At 59.0% G+C, this 18,796-nt stretch carries 21 protein-coding genes; 19 read left to right on the plus strand and 2 right to left on the minus strand.

From position 1 onward, the window contains the following. Window positions 1-162: 162 nt before the first annotated feature. The 11 genes from QMX83_RS12780 to QMX83_RS12830 all read left to right on the plus strand — a co-directional run bounded on the left by QMX83_RS12780 (window position 163) and on the right by QMX83_RS12830 (window position 6,530). Complete coding sequence (locus QMX83_RS12780) at window positions 163-495, plus strand: hypothetical protein (RefSeq protein WP_282297020.1); 333 nt, start codon at window positions 163-165, stop codon at window positions 493-495. Between the two features lie 421 nt (window positions 496-916). After that, complete coding sequence (locus QMX83_RS12785; protein WP_282297021.1) at window positions 917-1,297, plus strand: hypothetical protein; 381 nt, start codon at window positions 917-919, stop codon at window positions 1,295-1,297. Window positions 1,298-1,370: 73 nt separating this feature from the next. Then, window positions 1,371-1,634, plus strand: a complete 264-nt coding sequence (locus tag QMX83_RS12790) for a hypothetical protein (RefSeq protein ID WP_282297022.1) — start codon at window positions 1,371-1,373, stop codon at window positions 1,632-1,634. 48 nt (window positions 1,635-1,682) lie between these two features. Continuing rightward, window positions 1,683-2,171: a hypothetical protein gene (locus tag QMX83_RS12795; protein ID WP_282297023.1), complete on the plus strand. Its 489-nt coding sequence runs from the start codon at window positions 1,683-1,685 to the stop codon at window positions 2,169-2,171. A gap of 219 nt (window positions 2,172-2,390) precedes the next feature. Next, window positions 2,391-2,777 carry a hypothetical protein gene (locus QMX83_RS12800; RefSeq protein WP_282297024.1) on the plus strand — a complete coding sequence of 129 codons (387 nt, stop codon included), beginning with the start codon at window positions 2,391-2,393 and terminating at the stop codon, window positions 2,775-2,777. A gap of 385 nt (window positions 2,778-3,162) precedes the next feature. Next, window positions 3,163-3,453 carry a hypothetical protein gene (locus QMX83_RS12805; protein WP_282297025.1) on the plus strand — a complete coding sequence of 97 codons (291 nt, stop codon included), beginning with the start codon at window positions 3,163-3,165 and terminating at the stop codon, window positions 3,451-3,453. A gap of 357 nt (window positions 3,454-3,810) precedes the next feature. After that, entirely contained in the window at window positions 3,811-4,122 is a 312-nt protein-coding gene (locus tag QMX83_RS12810) for a hypothetical protein (protein ID WP_282297026.1), read from the plus strand. A 117-nt stretch (window positions 4,123-4,239) separates the two neighbouring features. Next, window positions 4,240-4,686 carry a hypothetical protein gene (locus QMX83_RS12815; protein ID WP_282297027.1) on the plus strand — a complete coding sequence of 149 codons (447 nt, stop codon included), beginning with the start codon at window positions 4,240-4,242 and terminating at the stop codon, window positions 4,684-4,686. Between the two features lie 255 nt (window positions 4,687-4,941). Next, a complete protein-coding gene (locus tag QMX83_RS12820; RefSeq protein WP_282297028.1) occupies window positions 4,942-5,274 on the plus strand; it encodes a hypothetical protein in 333 nt (110 codons plus the stop codon). Further along, window positions 5,271-5,549, plus strand: a complete 279-nt coding sequence (locus QMX83_RS12825; RefSeq protein WP_282297029.1) for a hypothetical protein — start codon at window positions 5,271-5,273, stop codon at window positions 5,547-5,549. Before QMX83_RS12820 ends, QMX83_RS12825 begins: the two co-directional genes overlap by 4 nt. Before the next feature lie 564 nt (window positions 5,550-6,113). Continuing rightward, window positions 6,114-6,530, plus strand: coding sequence for an Imm70 family immunity protein (locus QMX83_RS12830; protein ID WP_282297030.1), 417 nt, complete (start codon window positions 6,114-6,116; stop codon window positions 6,528-6,530). Window positions 6,531-6,827: 297 nt separating this feature from the next. On the opposite strand, the gene QMX83_RS12835 is transcribed toward QMX83_RS12830, so the two are convergent. Continuing rightward, window positions 6,828-8,996 carry a phage infection protein gene (locus tag QMX83_RS12835; protein WP_282297031.1) on the minus strand — a complete coding sequence of 723 codons (2,169 nt, stop codon included), beginning with the start codon at window positions 8,994-8,996 and terminating at the stop codon, window positions 6,828-6,830. Between the two features lie 757 nt (window positions 8,997-9,753). Between QMX83_RS12835 and QMX83_RS12840 the strand changes: the two genes are divergently transcribed. From QMX83_RS12840 to QMX83_RS12860, 5 genes are all read left to right on the plus strand, one after another. Then, complete coding sequence (locus tag QMX83_RS12840; RefSeq protein ID WP_282297032.1) at window positions 9,754-10,935, plus strand: ankyrin repeat domain-containing protein; 1,182 nt, start codon at window positions 9,754-9,756, stop codon at window positions 10,933-10,935. Window positions 10,936-11,251: 316 nt separating this feature from the next. After that, window positions 11,252-11,797, plus strand: coding sequence for a restriction endonuclease (locus QMX83_RS12845; RefSeq protein WP_282297033.1), 546 nt, complete (start codon window positions 11,252-11,254; stop codon window positions 11,795-11,797). Window positions 11,798-11,988: 191 nt separating this feature from the next. Then, entirely contained in the window at window positions 11,989-12,273 is a 285-nt protein-coding gene (locus QMX83_RS12850) for a hypothetical protein (RefSeq protein WP_282297034.1), read from the plus strand. 1,130 nt (window positions 12,274-13,403) lie between these two features. Next, entirely contained in the window at window positions 13,404-13,721 is a 318-nt protein-coding gene (locus tag QMX83_RS12855) for a HigA family addiction module antitoxin (RefSeq protein ID WP_282297035.1), read from the plus strand. Between the two features lie 160 nt (window positions 13,722-13,881). Further along, complete coding sequence (locus tag QMX83_RS12860; protein ID WP_282297036.1) at window positions 13,882-14,271, plus strand: hypothetical protein; 390 nt, start codon at window positions 13,882-13,884, stop codon at window positions 14,269-14,271. Between the two features lie 152 nt (window positions 14,272-14,423). Here QMX83_RS12860 and QMX83_RS12865 read toward each other — a convergent pair whose 3' ends face one another. Next, window positions 14,424-15,191 (minus strand): hypothetical protein, encoded by a 768-nt coding sequence (locus tag QMX83_RS12865; RefSeq protein ID WP_282297037.1) that lies wholly within the window; start codon window positions 15,189-15,191, stop codon window positions 14,424-14,426. Between the two features lie 83 nt (window positions 15,192-15,274). Between QMX83_RS12865 and QMX83_RS12870 the strand changes: the two genes are divergently transcribed. Genes QMX83_RS12870 through QMX83_RS12880 form a run of 3 tightly spaced genes read left to right on the plus strand, consistent with a single transcriptional unit; the run spans window position 15,275 to window position 18,710 of the window. Further along, window positions 15,275-16,786 carry an alpha/beta hydrolase gene (locus QMX83_RS12870; RefSeq protein WP_282297038.1) on the plus strand — a complete coding sequence of 504 codons (1,512 nt, stop codon included), beginning with the start codon at window positions 15,275-15,277 and terminating at the stop codon, window positions 16,784-16,786. Continuing rightward, a complete protein-coding gene (locus QMX83_RS12875; RefSeq protein WP_282297039.1) occupies window positions 16,783-17,529 on the plus strand; it encodes an ATP-binding cassette domain-containing protein in 747 nt (248 codons plus the stop codon). Before QMX83_RS12870 ends, QMX83_RS12875 begins: the two co-directional genes overlap by 4 nt. Continuing rightward, window positions 17,526-18,710: an ABC transporter permease gene (locus QMX83_RS12880; protein WP_282297040.1), complete on the plus strand. Its 1,185-nt coding sequence runs from the start codon at window positions 17,526-17,528 to the stop codon at window positions 18,708-18,710. Before QMX83_RS12875 ends, QMX83_RS12880 begins: the two co-directional genes overlap by 4 nt. Window positions 18,711-18,796 lie beyond the last annotated feature (86 nt).

Here is an 18,796-nt window from a genome sequence, read left to right on the forward strand (position 1 = left end):
CCGTGCCGGTGCCGGGTTTGGTATTGACCTCAAACAGACTGGCGTGCGTCAGCTGATGCTGACGCACGCCTTTACGTAGGAGGTGAGTGACGTGACACTTGGATACCATTGCTCGCTGGGTCGTTGGCCGGACCCAGCCGCCCTAAAATCGAGCCGAACCATATGGACAGCTGGCAGCCCATCTCAGCGGAAGAACTAGAAGCACTTGTGGTCAGCCAGCTCTCTGAGTGTTCAGCTGAGCAGAAGCAATTCTTTGAGCAGTGCAAGGTCGCACCCTTTCTCGCCAAGATTGAGCGCTTGGGTGCTGTAGAGACCGTCTTCGTGGTGGCCAGAACAGGCAACATCGCCCTGTACTACGAGGACGTTGAAGAGGGATTCAACATCTCAGAGCTCCGGCCTGACGGATCAATCGCCAATCCGGGTTGGGAGCAGTGGGAGCTGTGTCATGCACTTTGGCACCTGGCTCGCTGGCCGGCTAACCTCAAACAGTGGTGAGCAATATGGACAAGACTAAGCTGTACTCGGTGGGTCGAGTAATCGTGGCCCGCAACGTTACCGAGCATGTTGTGGCTGCTACGGTTGCATGGGACGCGGAGACGTCCAAGCTGTCACTTCGGTACTACCTAGACCGCGACCCTCATGAGGATGATGAGGATGAATGCGAGTATGCAATGACGGAGCCTATCGCAGAATTTCCGTATCTTGAGTTGGCTAGTACCGAGTGCATTCGATTGGCCAGTGCTGATGATGCTCAGCGCCTGGAGGGCGTGGTATTCATTAGACGAAGAGAAGAGGGCTGATCCATGCGGATGTACGACACGATCCTTACGCGGAACGAAGCGCTGAAAGGTTCTGGCGCGTGATCCCGTCAGATGGCAGTACTCTTGGCCAAGTCGAGTCCTCCGAATTTCAGGGCATGCTCGAAACCGTCATTGAATTTGTTCTGCGGCCGTTTGTCGAGGAATTGAGCAAGGAAACCGGACAATCAATGCTGCTGAAGGTGGGAGTCGTCAACTCCCATCCGGACATCGCAGCAAGCCTGTATGTGGGGGAGATCGGTGCCGAAGGTACGGCCGCCGTCAACGGCGAGATAAGGGTCGTATTCAAGGACCTGGCCCGCCCCTCCAGATTCTCAGTGGAAGCTATCCTCGATGGCTTCGCCCGTGGAACTGGCTACTCAGGGTTCTCAATGCGTGGCAGGGTCCGTGTGAACGATGGTGGACTGCCCGTGAGAGTGACCGGATATGTAAACCGCTACAACGTAAGGGAATGGGGCAGGGACTTTCGGGTTACCTAGCAGCCTCGCGGCAAGATTGATCGGTCAAGTATGCTTCCTGCGGCCCCGGTAGTCTGGACAGGTGGAGGACGTCATGGATAGAAAGAAGTTGCTGAAGTTTAAAGAAATGGAGGCGATCGCAAAGAAGGCCACGCACGATGCGCTGATGCCGTATCCGGCATCAGCTGTTCAGTCAACGGATCTGGGGCTTGCTACGCAAGTTCTGGATGACGAAGGGATATTCGAGTTGTACATGACCGGAAAGCGCCCAAGCGACTCCAAAGTAATAACCCGTACCCGAGTGGATCGTCGGACAGGGCATGCCACTGTAGAGGTCTTCCTGGACAAGCCATCCTGATTTGCTCCGTCTGAATCGCCCTTCCGCTACAAGCTCGGAGCAATTCTCATGCCGCACCCGTTCTTTGACAGATTCCATGGCCGCACGTACATGATCGAGGCGGAGATCGAGCTGCTTGCAATGGGCGAAGCAGCGATTCCGATTCTTGAGACGTTGTTCAATGGCGAAGCATGCAACGATGAGGGCGTCCCGTACCGCAATTTTGGTCTTCCGCTGCGTTGCGCTATGGAGGTTGCCAATCGGCTTGGGCCGATTGCGAAGCCGCTTGAGCACTACCTACGGGCGGAAGTTCCGATCTGGGGGCATCCAGCAGCGGCGTGCCTCAGTGGTATGGGTACCCTTGAAGAGGAAACGACCATCGTGCTCGCCAACGCGCTTCAGAGCAGTGATGTCATGCTAGTAAGCGAGGCCGCATACACGCTGATCCGAAATGGTGCAGGAGAGCATCCTGCAGTTGCCGCAGCGCTCGCTGAGTCCGAGAGGGCAAAGCTGTTCTTCGACAAGGCGTCAAAGTATCTGAAGTCGAATGCGACGTAAGTTCAGATGGCTGTACTTGCGGATCCCAAGATAAAGAAGCGATGGGGTATTAGGAATGGAGGTGGGTACGAACGCGAAGTTTCAGTTCTATGAAGTGGTCGAGATCAGGCCCGGCCAGCCGGTCATCGCGCCAGTGATTGGTCTTCGAGGTGCCGTACTTGGCATGGCAGAGTGCGACGATGGGCGTTGGGTCTATGCCGTACAAGTGCTTGGACAGCCATGATCCAGAACATACTTCTAAGGTCGGTAAGTGACCTGATCGAGGAGGAGGTGGAGATCCAGGTGCGGGGTCTCACCCTTACCTGCTTTGCCTATTACTGCCCAGGTGAAATCCACGAAGGCGCTCACTACGCCGTTGAACTAGGCGTCTACGTGGATGATGGTTTGGCTCTAAGGCTTGTGAGCGCTGATGAGCCTTCGTCCGCCGTCAGGGTGGATGCTGGGTTCTCATACGATCTAACAGGTGTGGTACGCGGTGCCAACCTCGAAGTTGATGGCGTGTACTTTGACATTGAGGAGTTGCTGGGCGGGCTGGATGGCCTTTCGGCATACGACGGATCAACCGTATGTATTCGCGTTGACCGAATACAGATTGCGTTCGTGTGACCATCGATATCGCCAGAGGGAAGCCATGACGTGCCAGTTGTGCCAAGAACGAGCGGAGTTTGCAGCTGAGAGTGACTATGTGCAGTTCCGAAGGTTGGTCCTGGAAGTGGTTGAGCGCGGAGCCCTGGGGCTCCATCAGATACGGACAGGGCCATTCTGTGAAGAGGTGTACAGATGTGGGGGTTGCATGAGGTGCTGGGCGTTGGCTGCTCCTGACCAGACATTTCGAGGCTATTGGAAGCCGCTGGATGGTGCGGCAGCTCCCGCGACTGGCCACGGTCCTCTTCACGCACGTCCGCACAAGCTTCCTTCCCCCTGAAGATCAGGGCTATGCGGCGACCATCGCCACCGTGAATCGTCTACTTCCCGCTCGTCAGGAGAGTCAATGCCGAGCTACTTTGTCCACAACGGTTATTCCGGATGGTCCTATGGCACCCCGAGTGACCCGCAATTGATCTGTGCGTCGGATGCGGCCAAGCTGATGAAGGTGGCCGGTTTGACTGCTGAGCAGGTGTCGCTGATCGTTCCGCCGGCACAGTACGCGGAATCCGGTGACACACTCTTTGCTGCGACCAACTGCAATCGGTACTTGTTCTTCGGCGACCTCAGGGACTGCGTGGATGTCGATTACAGCAACGTTGATAAGCCAATGCATATTGCTTGGGCTCGAGGTTGAACAGGGGATGCAGCATGGCAAATGGTGAAGCTGGCAGGCACTGCCTCTGACGTCGCTCCTCTTGGCGTCTGATCTCAAGAGGGAAGTCCAGTTCATCAAAAAGAACTCGGCATGCGTCATTCTTCATCCGTATGGCGCGCCGTACAGATCCGCGCGTGAATACGCTCTAGCTGTCGAAGCAGCGTAGGATGCCCGGCCGTAGGTCGTGAATAGCGAGTACGAGTACACCGGACTCGCTCCTAAAGTAGAATTCGGAGTGGCCGGAATGTGATCTGATGACCCGCCAAATTGAGGAAGCCCTGCGTTCTGCGGCGAACCCCAAACTCCACTCAAGATCCCAATCGCCGAGGTGCGCTGATGTCGAAACTGAGCGAGAAGCTTTTAGACCTGTCGGGTAGCGTGCTTAGCTCAATCTATGCGCCTGATTCATATTCCGACCTGTTAGTGGAAATTTGGGGAACTATGGAGATGGCGTATCAGCAGAACAAGGAGACCGTCTTCGAAAATTTTGAGGAAGTGAAATCTCTGATCAAGCGCGATGCCGACACCGTTCTCCTCATAGAGGAGAGGCTAATGGAGGGATTTAATGCATTTGATCGGGGGGATAAAGAACTCGGAAGGAAGATCATGTTGGGGATCTACGCAATGCAACTGGGAAATCTGCGTTGACGTGTATAGGCTTGACAGCTATCCAGGCGCGGTGTCCTGTGGTGTGCAATAAGTCGATCAATTGACCGGCATTGACACTCAGGTTGCAGTTCCAGGGGACAAGGATACTTGACGAAAATGGACAGTAGTGATGACGTGCTGATCGCAGCACGCAAGGCGAAGTTCGATCAGCTCCGTCAGGAGTTGAAGCCGGCTCTTGTGGACTTCGTGGAAAGACTGGGAATCAGTCCAGCCGATGCGGTGCTTAAGGACGCGGAGGCGTACGTACCCTACTTGGCAGCCGCAACCCGGGATCTGACATCCGACGACGATGAGGATCGCATCTGGTTCTTGACAAGGATCGGCTACTTCATTGGAGAGTACCTCTGTCAGGCGCTCCAGGGTTGTTGGTACGTTGAGGATCAGGCTGGGTCCATGTACTTCGCTCGATATGTGGTCGGGAGATTCGCATCCGCGACCAAGTTGGGCGCAGTTGATCCCTTCGATCTAGCTCGGGGCTACGTGGACGCTGCTCCGCCCAGGAATCTGGTTAGGCTGCTCGCAGAGCTTACCGCCCCGGTGTGAGATCATCACGCTGGCTCTACTTGCCTTAGAGGGAGATCTGAATTGGACTGGAAGCGGGAGCTGGTAATCGCTCACTTTGTCAAGAATGAAATCGAAAAAATCGATGCGGAAGGCCTGTGGGAGAACACACTTCCAGAGGTTGCGGCATCGGAGGCTGACGTCCGTGAGGTTGAGGCCGCGCTGGGTCACGCTCTGGACGGGTAGTTCCGCGAATTTCTTCTTCATGCCAATGGATGGCGGGCATTCAAGGACGGTGTGGATCTATTCTCAACCGCCGATCTGATTGGCGGAGGCCGCGCGGAGTGTGCGCAGAATATACTGAGGTATACAGAGTCCCTTAGAGACATCTGCGGGTACGAAGAGAGCGAGGTGATGCCCATTGCGGTTTCATCGGATGATATTGACGTTATGCTGATGTCCCGCCCTCATGCCGTTGATCCAGGGAAGGTCATGTGGCTCGCTGGCGGCCTCGTTGAGGAGTTTGTTGGCTTTGACGAGTGGTTCATTGCAATGGTTGATTGCAATCGGATGAATCACGAGTTCCTCCTTGAGCGGCATGGGTTGAAGAAGGAGTACTCGGAGCGATGAGTAGTTTGCCTGAGCCGCTGAAAAGGACGCTTGACGATTTTTGTCACGTTGAGGTGTATGACCCACCAAAGCTTCGTGACTGGATCAGGGCCGGTCGGATGCTCTTTGATGTTGAGTTGCTGGAGCGCCAGATGGACGCGCTGCTCGAATCTCGTGACCTCCCGGTCGAAGAAATAAACAGGGTGACTTCGAACGAGTTTGAAACGGTCGATGAGGCTGCCCAGTGGCTCGCGAGAATAAGAAACGTGGTCTTTCGTGATGAGGCGTGGCCGTAGGGCAACAGTAGGTGTCTACAGAGCCCTAGCCGGTCCAGTTGCCCCCTGGTGCACGCCAATGGGGAGTAGCGTGCCGAGCTGAAGCAAGGGCTTCAAGTTGCGTTCGCGGGTCGTGCCTTTACCGCAACACAGATTTAGAAATGGGCGGGTCGCGGCATGTAGAATCCTGGCGGTGGTGAGACCGCTGGCGTAGGCCAACAGCGCCTCTTCCTTGCAGAGGTGCCTGCGCGGCCATTGCGCCGCTGTAGAACTTCAATCGCCGACAAGGTCGCCATCACAAGGAAGATCATTGAAAGGATGTCCAGCTACCATGAAATACTCGTACACGAGGCACCAAGTTCCAAGGGGTTCTCGGCCGGACGCTGAGGTTGGCGATAACCTCTATCTGATCAAGCTCGTAACTAACATGCGCTTGACGTACCAGATTAGGCTGCTTGCATACAGTGCAAAGTTGCGTGGAAAGCAGCTGGTGATCCGTCTTCCAGCATCTGCCGGAATCGATGGAAAACTCGCAGAATTTGTCGGTGATTCTGCTAATCCCGTAAGAATTGAAAGGGTCTGAAGATGGGGCTGTATCTTTGCGTGTTTGATGAGTCCGGAGATGAAATCGAAGGTGTTGAAGTCGGCTCTTACGCTGACTTCGGTGATTTTCGCGACGCTGTGACATCGCTGGTCGAAGGAGGATCACTGGGTGGCGTCTGTCCGGTCTTGACCACTCACGCGGATAGCGATGGAGAGTGGTCAAGCGAAGAGGCAAAGCAGTTGTACTCGGAGCTGACCCACATCGCGGGGGTGTTCTCCAAGCAGCCTCCGGTGGACCTGAGTGTCCGCTGGAAGCTGGAAGCTGCGAAGACGTTTGGATTGAAGCCAATGAACCTTGGTCAGTGCTTCTTTGATGTGGATGGTGAGGAACTTACCGAGAGGCTGAAACAGCTTGCTAAGGCAAGCATGGCGAGCGGGATGCCCATCAACTTTCAGTAGGTAGGCGGGGCGAGATGTGAAACGGTGGATGAGACTGTCCAATTGCTCGCAAGAATGAGAGGCGTGGTCTTCCGTGATGAGGCGTGGCCATAGGGTAAACGTGGGTGTCTAAAGAATCCTGGCCGGTCCAGACCATCGAAGTGAGTAGAACAAAGGAAACAACTATCTGACTCCCCAGGTGTGTGATCGAGTCCTTACGTTGCTTTGTGAAGCCGGGGCCGACATGGCGCGAAGTGAAGCAATCCGGCCCCTGTCAGCTACAACCTGATCTATGCGTTTCGAATCTGTTCTTCGCCGCTAGACCAACGCGGCGACTTCCGTGTAGACGCGGCGAAGGTGCTGATCGGACATGTCCAAGATCGGCTCATACATGAAGGAGTTCAGGTGAATGTTCTCCGGCGTCATAAGTAGGACGCGCTGAATGACGCCAATGTTGGAAAGTTCAGCAGGAAAGTCGTTCCGATAGCGCTTCAATAGCGCCGGGGTCTGGTTGGTTGTAATCCCAGTCAGCCAAGCTGCATCGTTGATCCTAGCCGCCATAAATCGCTCTGCTCGCAGGCGCGTAGCAATCGCCAGCACGACCTTATTCTCGAAGTTGATGCCATCCGGAGCCTGCAGACAAGCAGCAACTTCAACTTCTAGAATATCAACGAATCGCTCTGCAGGGTTGCCAGACTGTCCGTTGATGCCAAAGAGCCTAGAGTAGATGCCATCAAGATCAGCCACGGTGATCTGATCTGTACTGGCCTTCCAGTGGAGCAGAGACGTGAGCAGCAGATAGTCTGGATCTTGGTCATCCTTCATGTACTCAATCAGGTTGCGCATGAAGGGAACGCAGCAAATTTTCTTGCGGTTATCGGCGAAGAATGCAGGCTTCCATACGTTGATGAAGACGTTACGCACGCCCTGAGCAGCCTCTAGAGTTATCCCGGCAGCCGTTTTTGACACCATTAAGCAGTTCTTCCGCTGAACGAGACGACGGCTCTCGATGGTCCGGTAGAAATCAAAGTTGTGGGTCAAAATGAGCAGCTTGAAACTCTGACCTTCAGCCAAGTCGGAAAGGTACTGGATGATGGCGTACTTGTTCTTGTAGTCGAAAGAGTCGGCGATGTCGTCAACAACCAGGAGTGTCTGCTTGCCGGCCGAGCTACGTACCTCAATGTCGAACAACATGGTCAATACGTGAAACGCTCTTCTTTCTCCGGTACTTAGCGTCTGTAGAAGCGTGTCTCGTTCAACTTGTGCTTGATCACCCCCATCCTTGAAGACAAAGCCTAGGCGCGGTGCCGTGTCCGTGCCCAAAACAACTTGAACCTTGTTGGCTACCTCGAGATGGAACGGGACGATGAGGCGGCTATTGAAGATGTCAATCACGCCCTGCCATTGCGTATGCTCTTGGCCGGCCTGCGCCTCTATCTCGGCTGATCGAACCGCAGCCCGCTCGATCTTGCTGATGAGGTCAGTGTATAGGTCTAGATTTGCCTTCAGATAGGACAACCAGAGCTTCTTGTTCAGGGTCGCCGGATCGGCGAGCTCGGGCAGCAGCTCTTCATGACCCTGCATGTATGCCTCAAACTCGCGAACCTGCGCGTTCTTCTGTATCTGCTTTTCAAGCTCCTCGTACTTCTTCCGAAGCGCAGCATCCTCCGAAATTCTGGCGCGCTCAGCATCAACAAGAGCTTGGAGCTCTGTCTCGGATTTGATCTCCTTGTCTTCGTCGCCGTTGAGTCGAACGGTATGATTAGCCTTGAAGAAGCCACTTGTCTTCAGCTCCTTGGCGACGTTGGTCGCCGCGTAATAGTTGAAGCCTCCCTTCCTGAAATACTTCGACGCGGCGAGCAACTCGTTGTACTTCTTCGTGTACTCGTTGATCGCGGTACGGAAATCACCTTGACCCAGGAATGCCACGACTCTCTCATCGTTCAGGACGTCGTAAGGAACATCCCTGAAGTCTGGCTCCAAGTCCTTTGACAATTCCTCCTTAAGCGCGACCAACGCAGTGTCGAAATCCGCGACTGCAGGTGCAAACGTTGACATAACCTCGCGCTCCACTGAGCGTCTGGTTCTCGAGGTGGTCTTGAGCGCCGTGACAAGTGATGCTCGAGCGGCGGTGATACCAGTGTGCAGCGTTTCATACTCCGAACGAAGAGTGGCATTCACTAGAAGGGTTGCAGTGGCGCTTTCATTGCTGGCGAAATCTTCAAATGGCCTGAGCACGAGTACATCTCTAGCAGCTAGGTCGGTATTGTTCTCATCGCTTACCACGCGAACGGTCGCGCGGTTCGGGAAAATCCTGTCGCGCGATGGCTTGTCATCGGCGATGTCCTGAAGCGTGCATGCCAAAGAACTCTTCATCGAACCGTTCGGTGCGTAGATGGCGATAGCTGCCGTGCCGGCGAAGTCCAGCACGACGTCCAGCTTGCGGATTCCGTAGCAGTTCTCCAGTTGGAGCTTGAGCCTTTCCATTCTCTCTCTCCCGATTTGTAGTTCGAGCTCCCTAGGTCATCATCTGCGGTTCGAAGCCAGATGTCCCGGAGTCAGAGTGGCAAGATCAAAGACCTCGCCCGGGGCACATTGCGGAATACCAGTCTGGTCCACGAGATGCCAGCGTATCCTGTAATTGGGCGGAGCAGGCCGACGTGGGGCCGGCCCCGCTTGGCGGATTCGGCCAGGAGGGTCAGAGCCAATTGAGACCGACTAGCTGTCAAATTGCACAGGGCCTACGGATGGCACAGAAGTGTTAGGCATCCGTAGGCCTGGACTTCCAGTAGGGTGCTTCTGACAAGTCGTCCCCCCCGATGGAATCTCGCTGGCGGACGTCAACCTACACTAGGCGGAGGAGCCCCCCTGACTGGTGCCGGAGAGACCTGTAACAGCGTCGGTATCAGCCCTGCCTTGAGCTAACCGCTGGTAGCAGGGCGCGCGTGTAACCCGGTATCGACCACCGCGCGCCCACCGGTGTTTGACGGCTCAGGAAGCTGCCGTTGTTCTTGCCCCGAAGTACCTTCCACCGTGAAGGATGCCGAGACCCACCTATGTTGCTGATCGAAGGGAATTGTCACTGCTTGATGGAGAAATGCATCAGCACTGCGTCGGCGTTTGGTCCGGTGCTATTCTCCGCCTTCGACCCAGAGCGGTCACTCGCAGCCGACGGTTCCAATGCTTGAAAGCAAACGCTGAATAGGCTACAAGCTCCAATCTCAAGGTGATTTGGAATCGGATCATGGTGTGGGAAAGGCTCAAAGGAATATTTGGCAGCCAAGGCAAGCCAACCACGCCCGTCCCGTCGTCGGCACCGACCCGAGCGGAAGACAAGCCCGCACCGCAAGTGCCCGACTTGAACTGGATTGAAGCGACGGACAATCCTTGGGGCGTCCGCGTGCTCGACGTACGGCCCGTGACCTTGACCATGTTGTCCACGAGCACGGATCCACAATGCGCGACGAATGCGATGTCGTTCCAGCAGGATGACGGCACTGGCTTCATCGGGAAGACACCCGTTACCGAACGCGACATTGAGACTTCACTGACATTTCCCGTCGATCAGGTGTTGTCCGATGGCGTACTGTTCGCTCCGCGGGCTATGGAGCACAAGTGGGCACTTTTCTTTCATCAGGGTGAGATCATCGTTGTGCGCAGTTGGACACGCGCCGTGATGCTGGTCGCGCGTGTGGAAGCGCGTGATCGTCATATTGAGATCACCCGTATCTGCGGCACTTTGTGTGCTACTGACGAGACGCCCGAGTTCACGGTAAGGGGACTCGACTATCTGCTGCGCAGCCATGTACTCGGCGCCATCTACCCAGCGCCCCTACCGCCCGGCATCGAGGCGGACCTGAAGGCCGCAGCCATGTGGTGCATGACTGCGTTTGGCAATCTCGCGCAACTCGCGACGGCGTGCTCCTTTGCCCGACCCGATCCCGAGCGTCTGTTACGGACCCATTCGCTGTTGCACATTGCCGTTGCGCGTGGGCAGCCCGAAGTAGTCGACGCCTGCCTGCGATCAGGAACGCCAATCGATGCGTTGGCAGCCGACGGGCTGGCTCCGCTACATTGGGCGCTCGCCGCTCAAGACGGCGCGATTATCAGCATGCTTCTGGACCGCGGTGCGTTCGTCGACGTGCGCTCCGATCAAGGTGCAACGCCGCTGATGAACGCAGTGCAGGCCGCCAGCGTGGAAAGTACCACGCTGCTTCTCGATCGAGGTGCCGATGTGAACGCACGAGACGGACGCGGCTTCACGGCATTACATCGTGCGGCCGAAATGGGGCTCGCCGACATCGTGCGCTTGCTGTTGGATAGAGGCGCGACCGTTGAAGTCGATGCCGAAGGACATACTCCTCGGTCGCTGGCGGAAGGCCGAGGCCGGAATGACATTCTCGCGATGCTTCAATCGCCTGAATGACCGCTTGTGGCCGAAAGCAGCCATGCGAGCATAGCCCACTTCTCGTCCAGCCGAAGAACCGATGCGTCGACCTGCGAGACCCCTTACCAGCTGTGGGCATTCGGCCAGGGGACGAATGTCCTTTCGCTTACGCTGGCCGGGGCTGGCATTGGTGGTGGACTGGCGTTCTTCGGCGGATTTCGAGTGACCCAGTGAATCATCTGGGACGGTACTACGGCCTTTGACTTCGGTTGGCTTCTCAGCCTCCGTCTTACGAGGGAGAGTAGCGCCGGATTCATGGGCCCTCGGGTCCGCCTTTTAGGAACCAGGGGGGCGTATGCCGCGATTCCGCAATCCGATTAATTTGAGTCCACGGCAATTCGAACTGGCCGTCAAAGGAATCGTCGACGCGGCAGCCGAAGGGCTTGTCGAGTACGAGTCGAAGCACTTGGAGCGTCTAGCGGCATCAGACGGAGAGTACGAGATCGATGTTGCCGTTCGATTCAAGGCGCTTGGTGCGAACTTCCTTGTGCTGATTGAATGCAAGCATCACAAGCGAAAGATAGAGCGGAAGGATGTCCAAGTCCTGCATACGCGCCTTCAATCGTTGGGTGCGCAAAAGGGCATGATCTTCTCGACGGCCGGATTTCAGACGGGGGCCATTCAGTTTGCCGAGCAGCACGGAATTGCCCTGTGCTACTTGGTAGAAGGAAAGAGCAATTGGTTTACAAAGAGCCAAGGTATACCAACTCCGCCGCCTCCCTGGGTGCACCTTCCTGAGTACATCGCTTGGTGGTGCAATGGAAGCTCAATGTCGCTCATGTCGGATGAGAGGACCGATTACACAAGGGCCGCGCTGGGATTCTTCCAGGATGAGGCCTAACAATTCGACCAAGCCGATGTCGCCGCGCGGCGCGCCGCCTAACTGGGGTGTCGCTCGATCCCGCTTCTGGCCAAAAGCGGACGCCTCGCCATTGCGCGGCCGTTTCGCCCGTACTAATGTCCGCTTCCAATCCACGTCAATCCCTTTCCGGATTTGGCATATTGGCTTCGCAGTTCCATCATGGAGGCACTATGGGTCGTGAAGTTGTGAGGGTCCCCCCTGGGTTCGAGCATCCGCTGGATGAAGAGGGAGGCTACATCGCGGGTAGCCATCACGAGTTGCTGTACGACGCAGATCCTGCATCGCGTACGGCTTTTCAGATCTATGAGAACGTCAGTGAGGGCACTCCGGTAAGTCCAGTCTTTGATACCGCTGAAGCACTTGCCAAATGGCTGCGACAGGAAGGCTGGCAGCAGGAAGCCATTGATTCATTACTCGATGCCGGGCACGCACCATCATTCATCGTCCGGTCCTGATTTCCACTTCTTGCCGCTTCCCGACCCTGTTAGGTCGAGAAGCGGGGGACTTGGACTCACACATCGTTTTCTCAGCGATTTCCGGACCGTCATCTACTTCAAGGTAGTGCATTTCTGAGGATCCCAAGACAACCGCGCCTCGCGGACATGCTCGCGCCAGGTCTGCACTTGACCGCTTCTGGCCGAGAGCGGGCGTTTGCCTATCGTAGTCCGTCGTGCGTCCGAGCATCATCTCTTCGCACCGAGGGTCGAAAGCGCCACACCGCCACGGCGCGTCCCAAAACCCGTGGTGGGAACCCGCGCCAGAATTTCGTCATCTCCCCGCCAAAACCGACGCAAACCGCCGCAATTTCCCACAATTCTGCGCCGTTCACGTCACCTCTGGCGCGCATCCGCGCCACCACCCAAAAACCGGAATTTCCCTACTTCCCAGCCGATTCCACTTCCGGCACCGTAGTCCCCGGAGCTTAGAGCACTCCGGTAGCGTGTAATTTGTTTGTCCCGTTGTCGGGAAGGTGGCGAATACAACACCCCCCAAGTTGGGGGAAATAAGCCACGCCGTTTCACGCTACGCGGTCTCTAACCTCCCGACGCCTTTCCCATGGTGGGAAAGGCCTCTTCCCGGGAGTCTGTGATGTACGCGTTCTGGGCCTTCACCCATCGATTCGAGCTGCCCACTCGAGGCCTTCGATTACGTTTTCCGCGCGCCCGCAGCCGATTAACGCTGCCACATCGCGCGCGCACCCACGCCTTATAGCGCCGGGCACAACCCTGGCCATCTGACCGGCACTGCACCGCGCCGTTGCGTCGCCGTGCCTTGCCCATTTGAAGAACTCACTTGTTACCCGGTACTGGGAGGTTTCCATGTGCGAGCTTGTTCTGTTGCAGATACGAATTAGTAGGCCAATGCACGCCGCCCTGAAGGCGGCCGCCAAACACGAGGGGCGTTCCCTCAGCAAACTTGTCACCCAGTTGCTCGAGTCGTACTTGTTGCTGCGTGCCTGCGACCTTAATGACGACGGCAGCCCTTCACCCGAAGCTGAGCTGGCAGCTGCATCGCCGCCATGGATGGCGTTCGTTCCCCCTCGCCGAAGTCGGGGACGACTGAAGGTCGTAGAAGGAGGGCAGCAATGAGCGCGATCTCCAGGTCCATCATCTACCCCACACCGCGCGAACACCCGGGCAAGGTGCTGCGGGAGCGGTATCTGGACCCGCTGGGGCTTTCAGTGCGGCGGCTTGCCGTCGCCCTCAAGATCAGCCGCGGGCGGCTGGATGCCGTGGTCAACGGACGCGCCGGGATCAACCCGGAGATGTCGATGCGGCTGGGGCGCTACTTTCGCGACCCGCCGTTGTACTGGCTTGAGATGCAGGTGGCCTTTGATGTCGAGAAGACCTACTGCAAGTTTGGGACGGCCGTTGATCAGATTCGTCCGTACATGCGCTGGTAGCAGTCGGACTCACTTCTTATCTATCCGCAGGGACGCGGCTTTCCACGGGATTGCCGAGAACATGTTGAATCGAAGAATCAGTTTCGCGGCCCTCACCGGCCGCGCGAGCACTACTGCGCCCTTCAGGTGCGCACCGACATTGGATGCAGGGGATTCGAATATGGGTTTGATGATGGTGCTGGAGATCGAGTCAGGGGTGACGATGGCGGAAGTGCAGCAGACGCTCTCTGACCTGGGAGCGACAGTTGAGGGCGTTTCGGCAATCCGTGGCGGGCTGCTGCCCGGGTCGAGGTGCGGCTTCGGGCTGACGCTGCATCGCTTCCCGTTGCGGCTGCTGGCAGACGGGCTGACCGTCAAGTGGACCGTGGGTCTGACGATGACCTTTCACTTCCGAGCTGCCAACAAGGTGAGCAGCTTGGCGGAGATCTATCCCTTCATTGAGCTGTTTGCGCAGCAGCATCGGTACCGCTTTGTCCTTTCGTTCCAGTACGAGCGGATCTATGCGGTGCGGAGTGAGCGTGGTCTCAAGCTGTTGTGGCCGTTTCCATAGTCATGGCGGGCTGCAAGTGACGGTGACCTCTTGCGTGCGCGCGGCTTGATACGCGCGCGCACCGCGCACCCCCGAATGGAAATGCAATCGTGACATTGGGCGTGGCCAACCTGTGTGCAGCAACGACAGATGTCACGTTTGCCCGCCCAAGCTCACTTGCCCGACGTGCTTTCCTCGCCCTGTTCTGACTTGTCCGGCAGCATCGCATCGGGATCACCAAAGGTCATCCAATACATGGCGTCGAAGTACCTGGTGGGGCTGGTCGAGGTGGTGACGAAGAACAACGGCGTTCGGTTTTTGTTGTGAGGAAGAACCGCATAGCGCCCCGAGGAAACGAAGGCGTCGGTCTGAGGCCCTGCGCGCGTGCCGGTGATGCTGCGAACGGGGAAGCCGGGAGTCAGGCCTTTCACCATCGTGTCGAGATCCTGATGGGCGGTCGCGGCGTCTGCGGTCTGCGCGAACAGTCGGCAGATGCCGTTATCGAGCAGCGTTACTACGTAGTTCTCCGATTTGGTGTGGAAGCCCCAGGCCTTTCCCGGCTGGCCCAACAGGAATCGTGCGGCCTGTTCAGGCGTGTACTCCAGAAACGCAGGATTGCCGGACGTTCGCGCGTTCAGGTCGTTGCCGGAAAAGACATGGGAAACGCACTTATCCACGAACTGGTCCGCTGGCCCTGCCATCGTCTCAAGCGCCGCCAAGCCTTCTTCCATAGCTTGAGCGTCCGGCGTCGCGGGCGTCGCGCCCACGGAAGAGCATGCAATGCATCCTGCCATTCCCAACGCCAGAATCGTTTCCTTGCGCACGTCACGCACCTCATTGGCCCAGCAGCCCGGGAGGAGGTGGATGAGCGCCGCGCCGGTTACGCCCCCCCGGATCGCGGCCAGCCGGGTGATCTTCCCTGATGCGCGTGCGGTCTTCAAGTTTGTCACCGCACTTCGGTCACATACGCCCGCCCACCCCGTCATGGCATGCTAAGACCCTTCACTCAAGGACGTGAAACCGCATGCACCCTGCCACCCGACCCCTGGCCGCCAGCGCAGCCCTGCTGTTGCTGGCCGCCTGCCAGGCCACGCCGGAGACCGCCCCGGAGGCGGCCCAGCGCCAGTACGGCCAGCTCACCTTCAAGCCCTGCACGCTGACCAGCAGCCAGGCCAGCAGCAACGTGGAAGCCGAGTGCGCCACCTTGCAGGTGGCCGAGAACCCGGACGCGCCCAACGGCCGCAAGATCGGCTTGAACATCGCCTGGCTCGACACCGAGAACCAGGGCGAGGGCAAGCAGGACCCGGTGTTTTTCCTGGCCGGTGGCCCCGGCCAGAGCGCCACCGAGGTGGCCGCGGTGGTCAATCAGGCGCTGCGCGAAGTGCGCAAGAAGCGCGACATCATCCTGGTTGACCAGCGCGGCACCGGTAAATCCAACCCGCTTACCTGCCTGGACGCCGACGGCAAGGCGCTGGCGTTCGACGAAAACGCCGCCGCCACGCCGGAAGTCGTGGCTGAATTCGCCGGTCGCTGCGCTGCCACCCTCACTGAGCGCGCCGATAGCCGCTTCTACACCACCACCCAGGCCATTGGTGACCTGGACGCGGTGCGCGCGGCGATGGGCGTGGACAAGATCAACCTGATCGGCGGCTCCTACGGCACCCGCGTGGCCCAGCAGTACGCCGCGCGCTTCCCGCAGCACACCCGCACGGTGGTGATCGACGGCGTGGTGCCGAATGAACTGGTGGTCGGCGGCGACTTTGCCAACACGTTCGAGAACGCCATCGCGCTGCAGTCCGCGCAGTGCAACAAGGACCCCGCCTGCGCCAAGCGCTTCCCGGTGGACACCCGCACCCAGCTGCGCAACGTGATGACCACCTTGAACACCGCACCGGTGGAGGTGGACTACCGCGACCCGGGCACCAACGAGGCGCGCCGCGACAAGGTCACCGCCGATACGGTCACCAGCCTGGCGTTCCTGTTCTCGTACATGCCGGAACTGTCCTCGCTGCTGCCGGTGGTGCTGGATGAGGCCGCACAGGGCCGCTATGCGCCGCTGATGTCGCTCAACCGCATGGCGCTGCGCTCCACCGACGGCCAGTTGAACCGGGGCATGCAGTGGTCGGTGATCTGCGCTGAAGACGCCGACCGCTACCAGCCCGCGCCGGCCGGCGACACCCTGCTCGGCCCGGAAGTGGCGCGCATGTTCTTCGCGGCCTGCCCGGCATGGAACGTGGGTACCCGCCCGAAGGACTTCACCCAGTCGCTGCGCTCGGAACTGCCGGTGCTGCTGCTCAGTGGTGAACTGGATCCGGTGACGCCGCCGCGCTACGCCGAGCAGGTGCTGAAGGGTCTGCCCAACGGCCGCCATCTGGTGGCGAAGGGGCAGGGCCACGGCACGCTCAACGCCGGCTGCATGCCGCGCGTGCTGGCGCAGTTCGTGGACAACGCCGATGCCAAATCACTGGAAGTGAGCTGCCTGGACGCACTGAGTCCGGTGCCGGCCTTCACCTCGTTCAATGGATGGGAACCATGATCGTCGCCGACAACCTGCATAAAGCCTTCCAGACCAAGACCGGCCTGATCCAGGCGGTCCAGAACGTGGGCTTCCACGCCGAAGACGGCCAGATCACCGGCCTGCTCGGTCCCAATGGCGCGGGCAAGACCACCACCATGCGCATGCTCTACACGCTGATGAGCCCGGATCAGGGCCGCGTGCTGGTGGATGGCCTGGACGCCACCAAAGACGCCGTGGCGGTGCGCCGCCGGCTCGGCGTGCTGCCGGACGCACGTGGCGTGTACAAGCGCCTGACCGCGCGCGAAAACATCGCCTACTTCGGCCAGCTGCATGGCATGAGTGCCGCCGACATCCGCGAGCGCACCAAAGTGCTTTCGAAGGCGTTGGACATGGAAGACATTCTCGACCGCCAGACCGACGGGTTCTCGCAGGGGCAGCGCACCAAGACCGCCATCGCGCGCGCCTTGGTGCACGACCCGCGCAACGTGATTCTGGACGAGCCCACCAACGGCCTGGACGTGATGACCACGCGTGCACTGCGTGGCTTCCTGCGCGGGCTGCGCGACGAGGGCCGCTGCGTGATCTTCTCCAGCCACATCATGCAGGAGGTGGCGGCACTGTGCGATCGCATCGTGATCATTGCCAAGGGCACGGTCACCGCTGCTGGCACCGCCGACGAACTGCGCGCGCAGACCGGCGAATCGAATCTGGAAGATGCCTTCGTCAAGGCCATCGGTAGCGAAGAAGGACTGCACGCATGAGCGCGTTTGCCACGTTGTTGACCGTGATGCGCAAGGAACTGCGCGACCTTTCCCGCGACCGCCGCACGCTGGCGCTGACCCTGCTGCTGGGGCCGCTGCTGTACCCGATCCTGATTCTGGGCATGGGCAAGCTGGCCGAGAGCCGGGTCAAGACCCAGATCGACAAGCCGCTGGAGATTCCGACCATCGGGGCCGAGCACGCGCCGAACCTGGTGCGCTTCCTGGCCGCGCAGGGCTTGAACGCGGTGGAGGCCCCGAAGGATCTCACCGCCGCCATCCGCGACCAGAACATCGACGTTGCGCTGCGGATCAGCCCGGACTTCCGCGAGAACTGGGAAGAGGGCAAGCCGGCACTGGTGGAGATCGTGCAGGACAGCACCCGCCGCGCCGCCGACGTGCCGACCGCACGCCTGAAGGCCGCGCTGGCCGGCTACGGCCAGCAGGTGGGCGCACTGCGTCTGCTCGCCCGTGGCGTGGATGCCCAAGTGGCGCGCCCGCTGGACGTGGCCACCCAGGACCTGGCTACGGCCGAGGCCAAGCGCGGGGTGATGCTCTCCATCCTGCTGCCGGTGCTGCTGACCATCACCTCGTTCCTGGGCGGTGCGTATCTGGTGATGGACACCACGGCGGGCGAGCGTGAGCGCCAGTCGCTGGAGCCGCTGCTGGCCACCCCGGCACCGCGCAGCGCCATTGTGAGCGGGAAGATCGCGGCGGCCTGTGTGGTGGGGCTGGCGTCACTGCTGCTCACCTTGACCGCGTTCAAGCTCAGTGCGCAGCTGGGCACCGGTGCCGCCGCGCGGCAACTCAACATGGGCTTCGTGCCGATGCTGCAGATGCTGTTCATCATGCTGCCGATGCTGCTGATCGGCACCTCGCTGCTGACCTTCCTGTCGGCCGCGTCCAAGAGCATGAAGGAAGCCCAGAGCCACATGACCTGGCTGATGCTGCTGCCGATGCTGCCCGGTTATGCGCTGATGGTGTACCCGCTGAAGAGCGAGCTGTGGCAGTTCGGTGTGCCCTTCCTGGCGCAGAACCAGATGCTGCTGAAGATCATCCGCCACGAAGCGATCAGCCCGCAGATGTGGGGCGTCTACCTCGCCGCCAGCCTCGGCCTCGCCGCCGTGCTCTGGTACGCCGCCGTCCGCCGCTACCACCAGGAACGCCTGGCGATCTCCGGCTGACCGACCCGTAGAGCCACGCCCTGCGTGGCTGCTCCGGTAGCGCCGGCCGTTGGCCGGCCCAGGCGGTAATGAGGGCCGGCCAACGG

This window comes from Stenotrophomonas sp. PS02289 (genome assembly GCF_029960115.1).
Lineage (GTDB): Bacteria > Pseudomonadota > Gammaproteobacteria > Xanthomonadales > Xanthomonadaceae > Stenotrophomonas.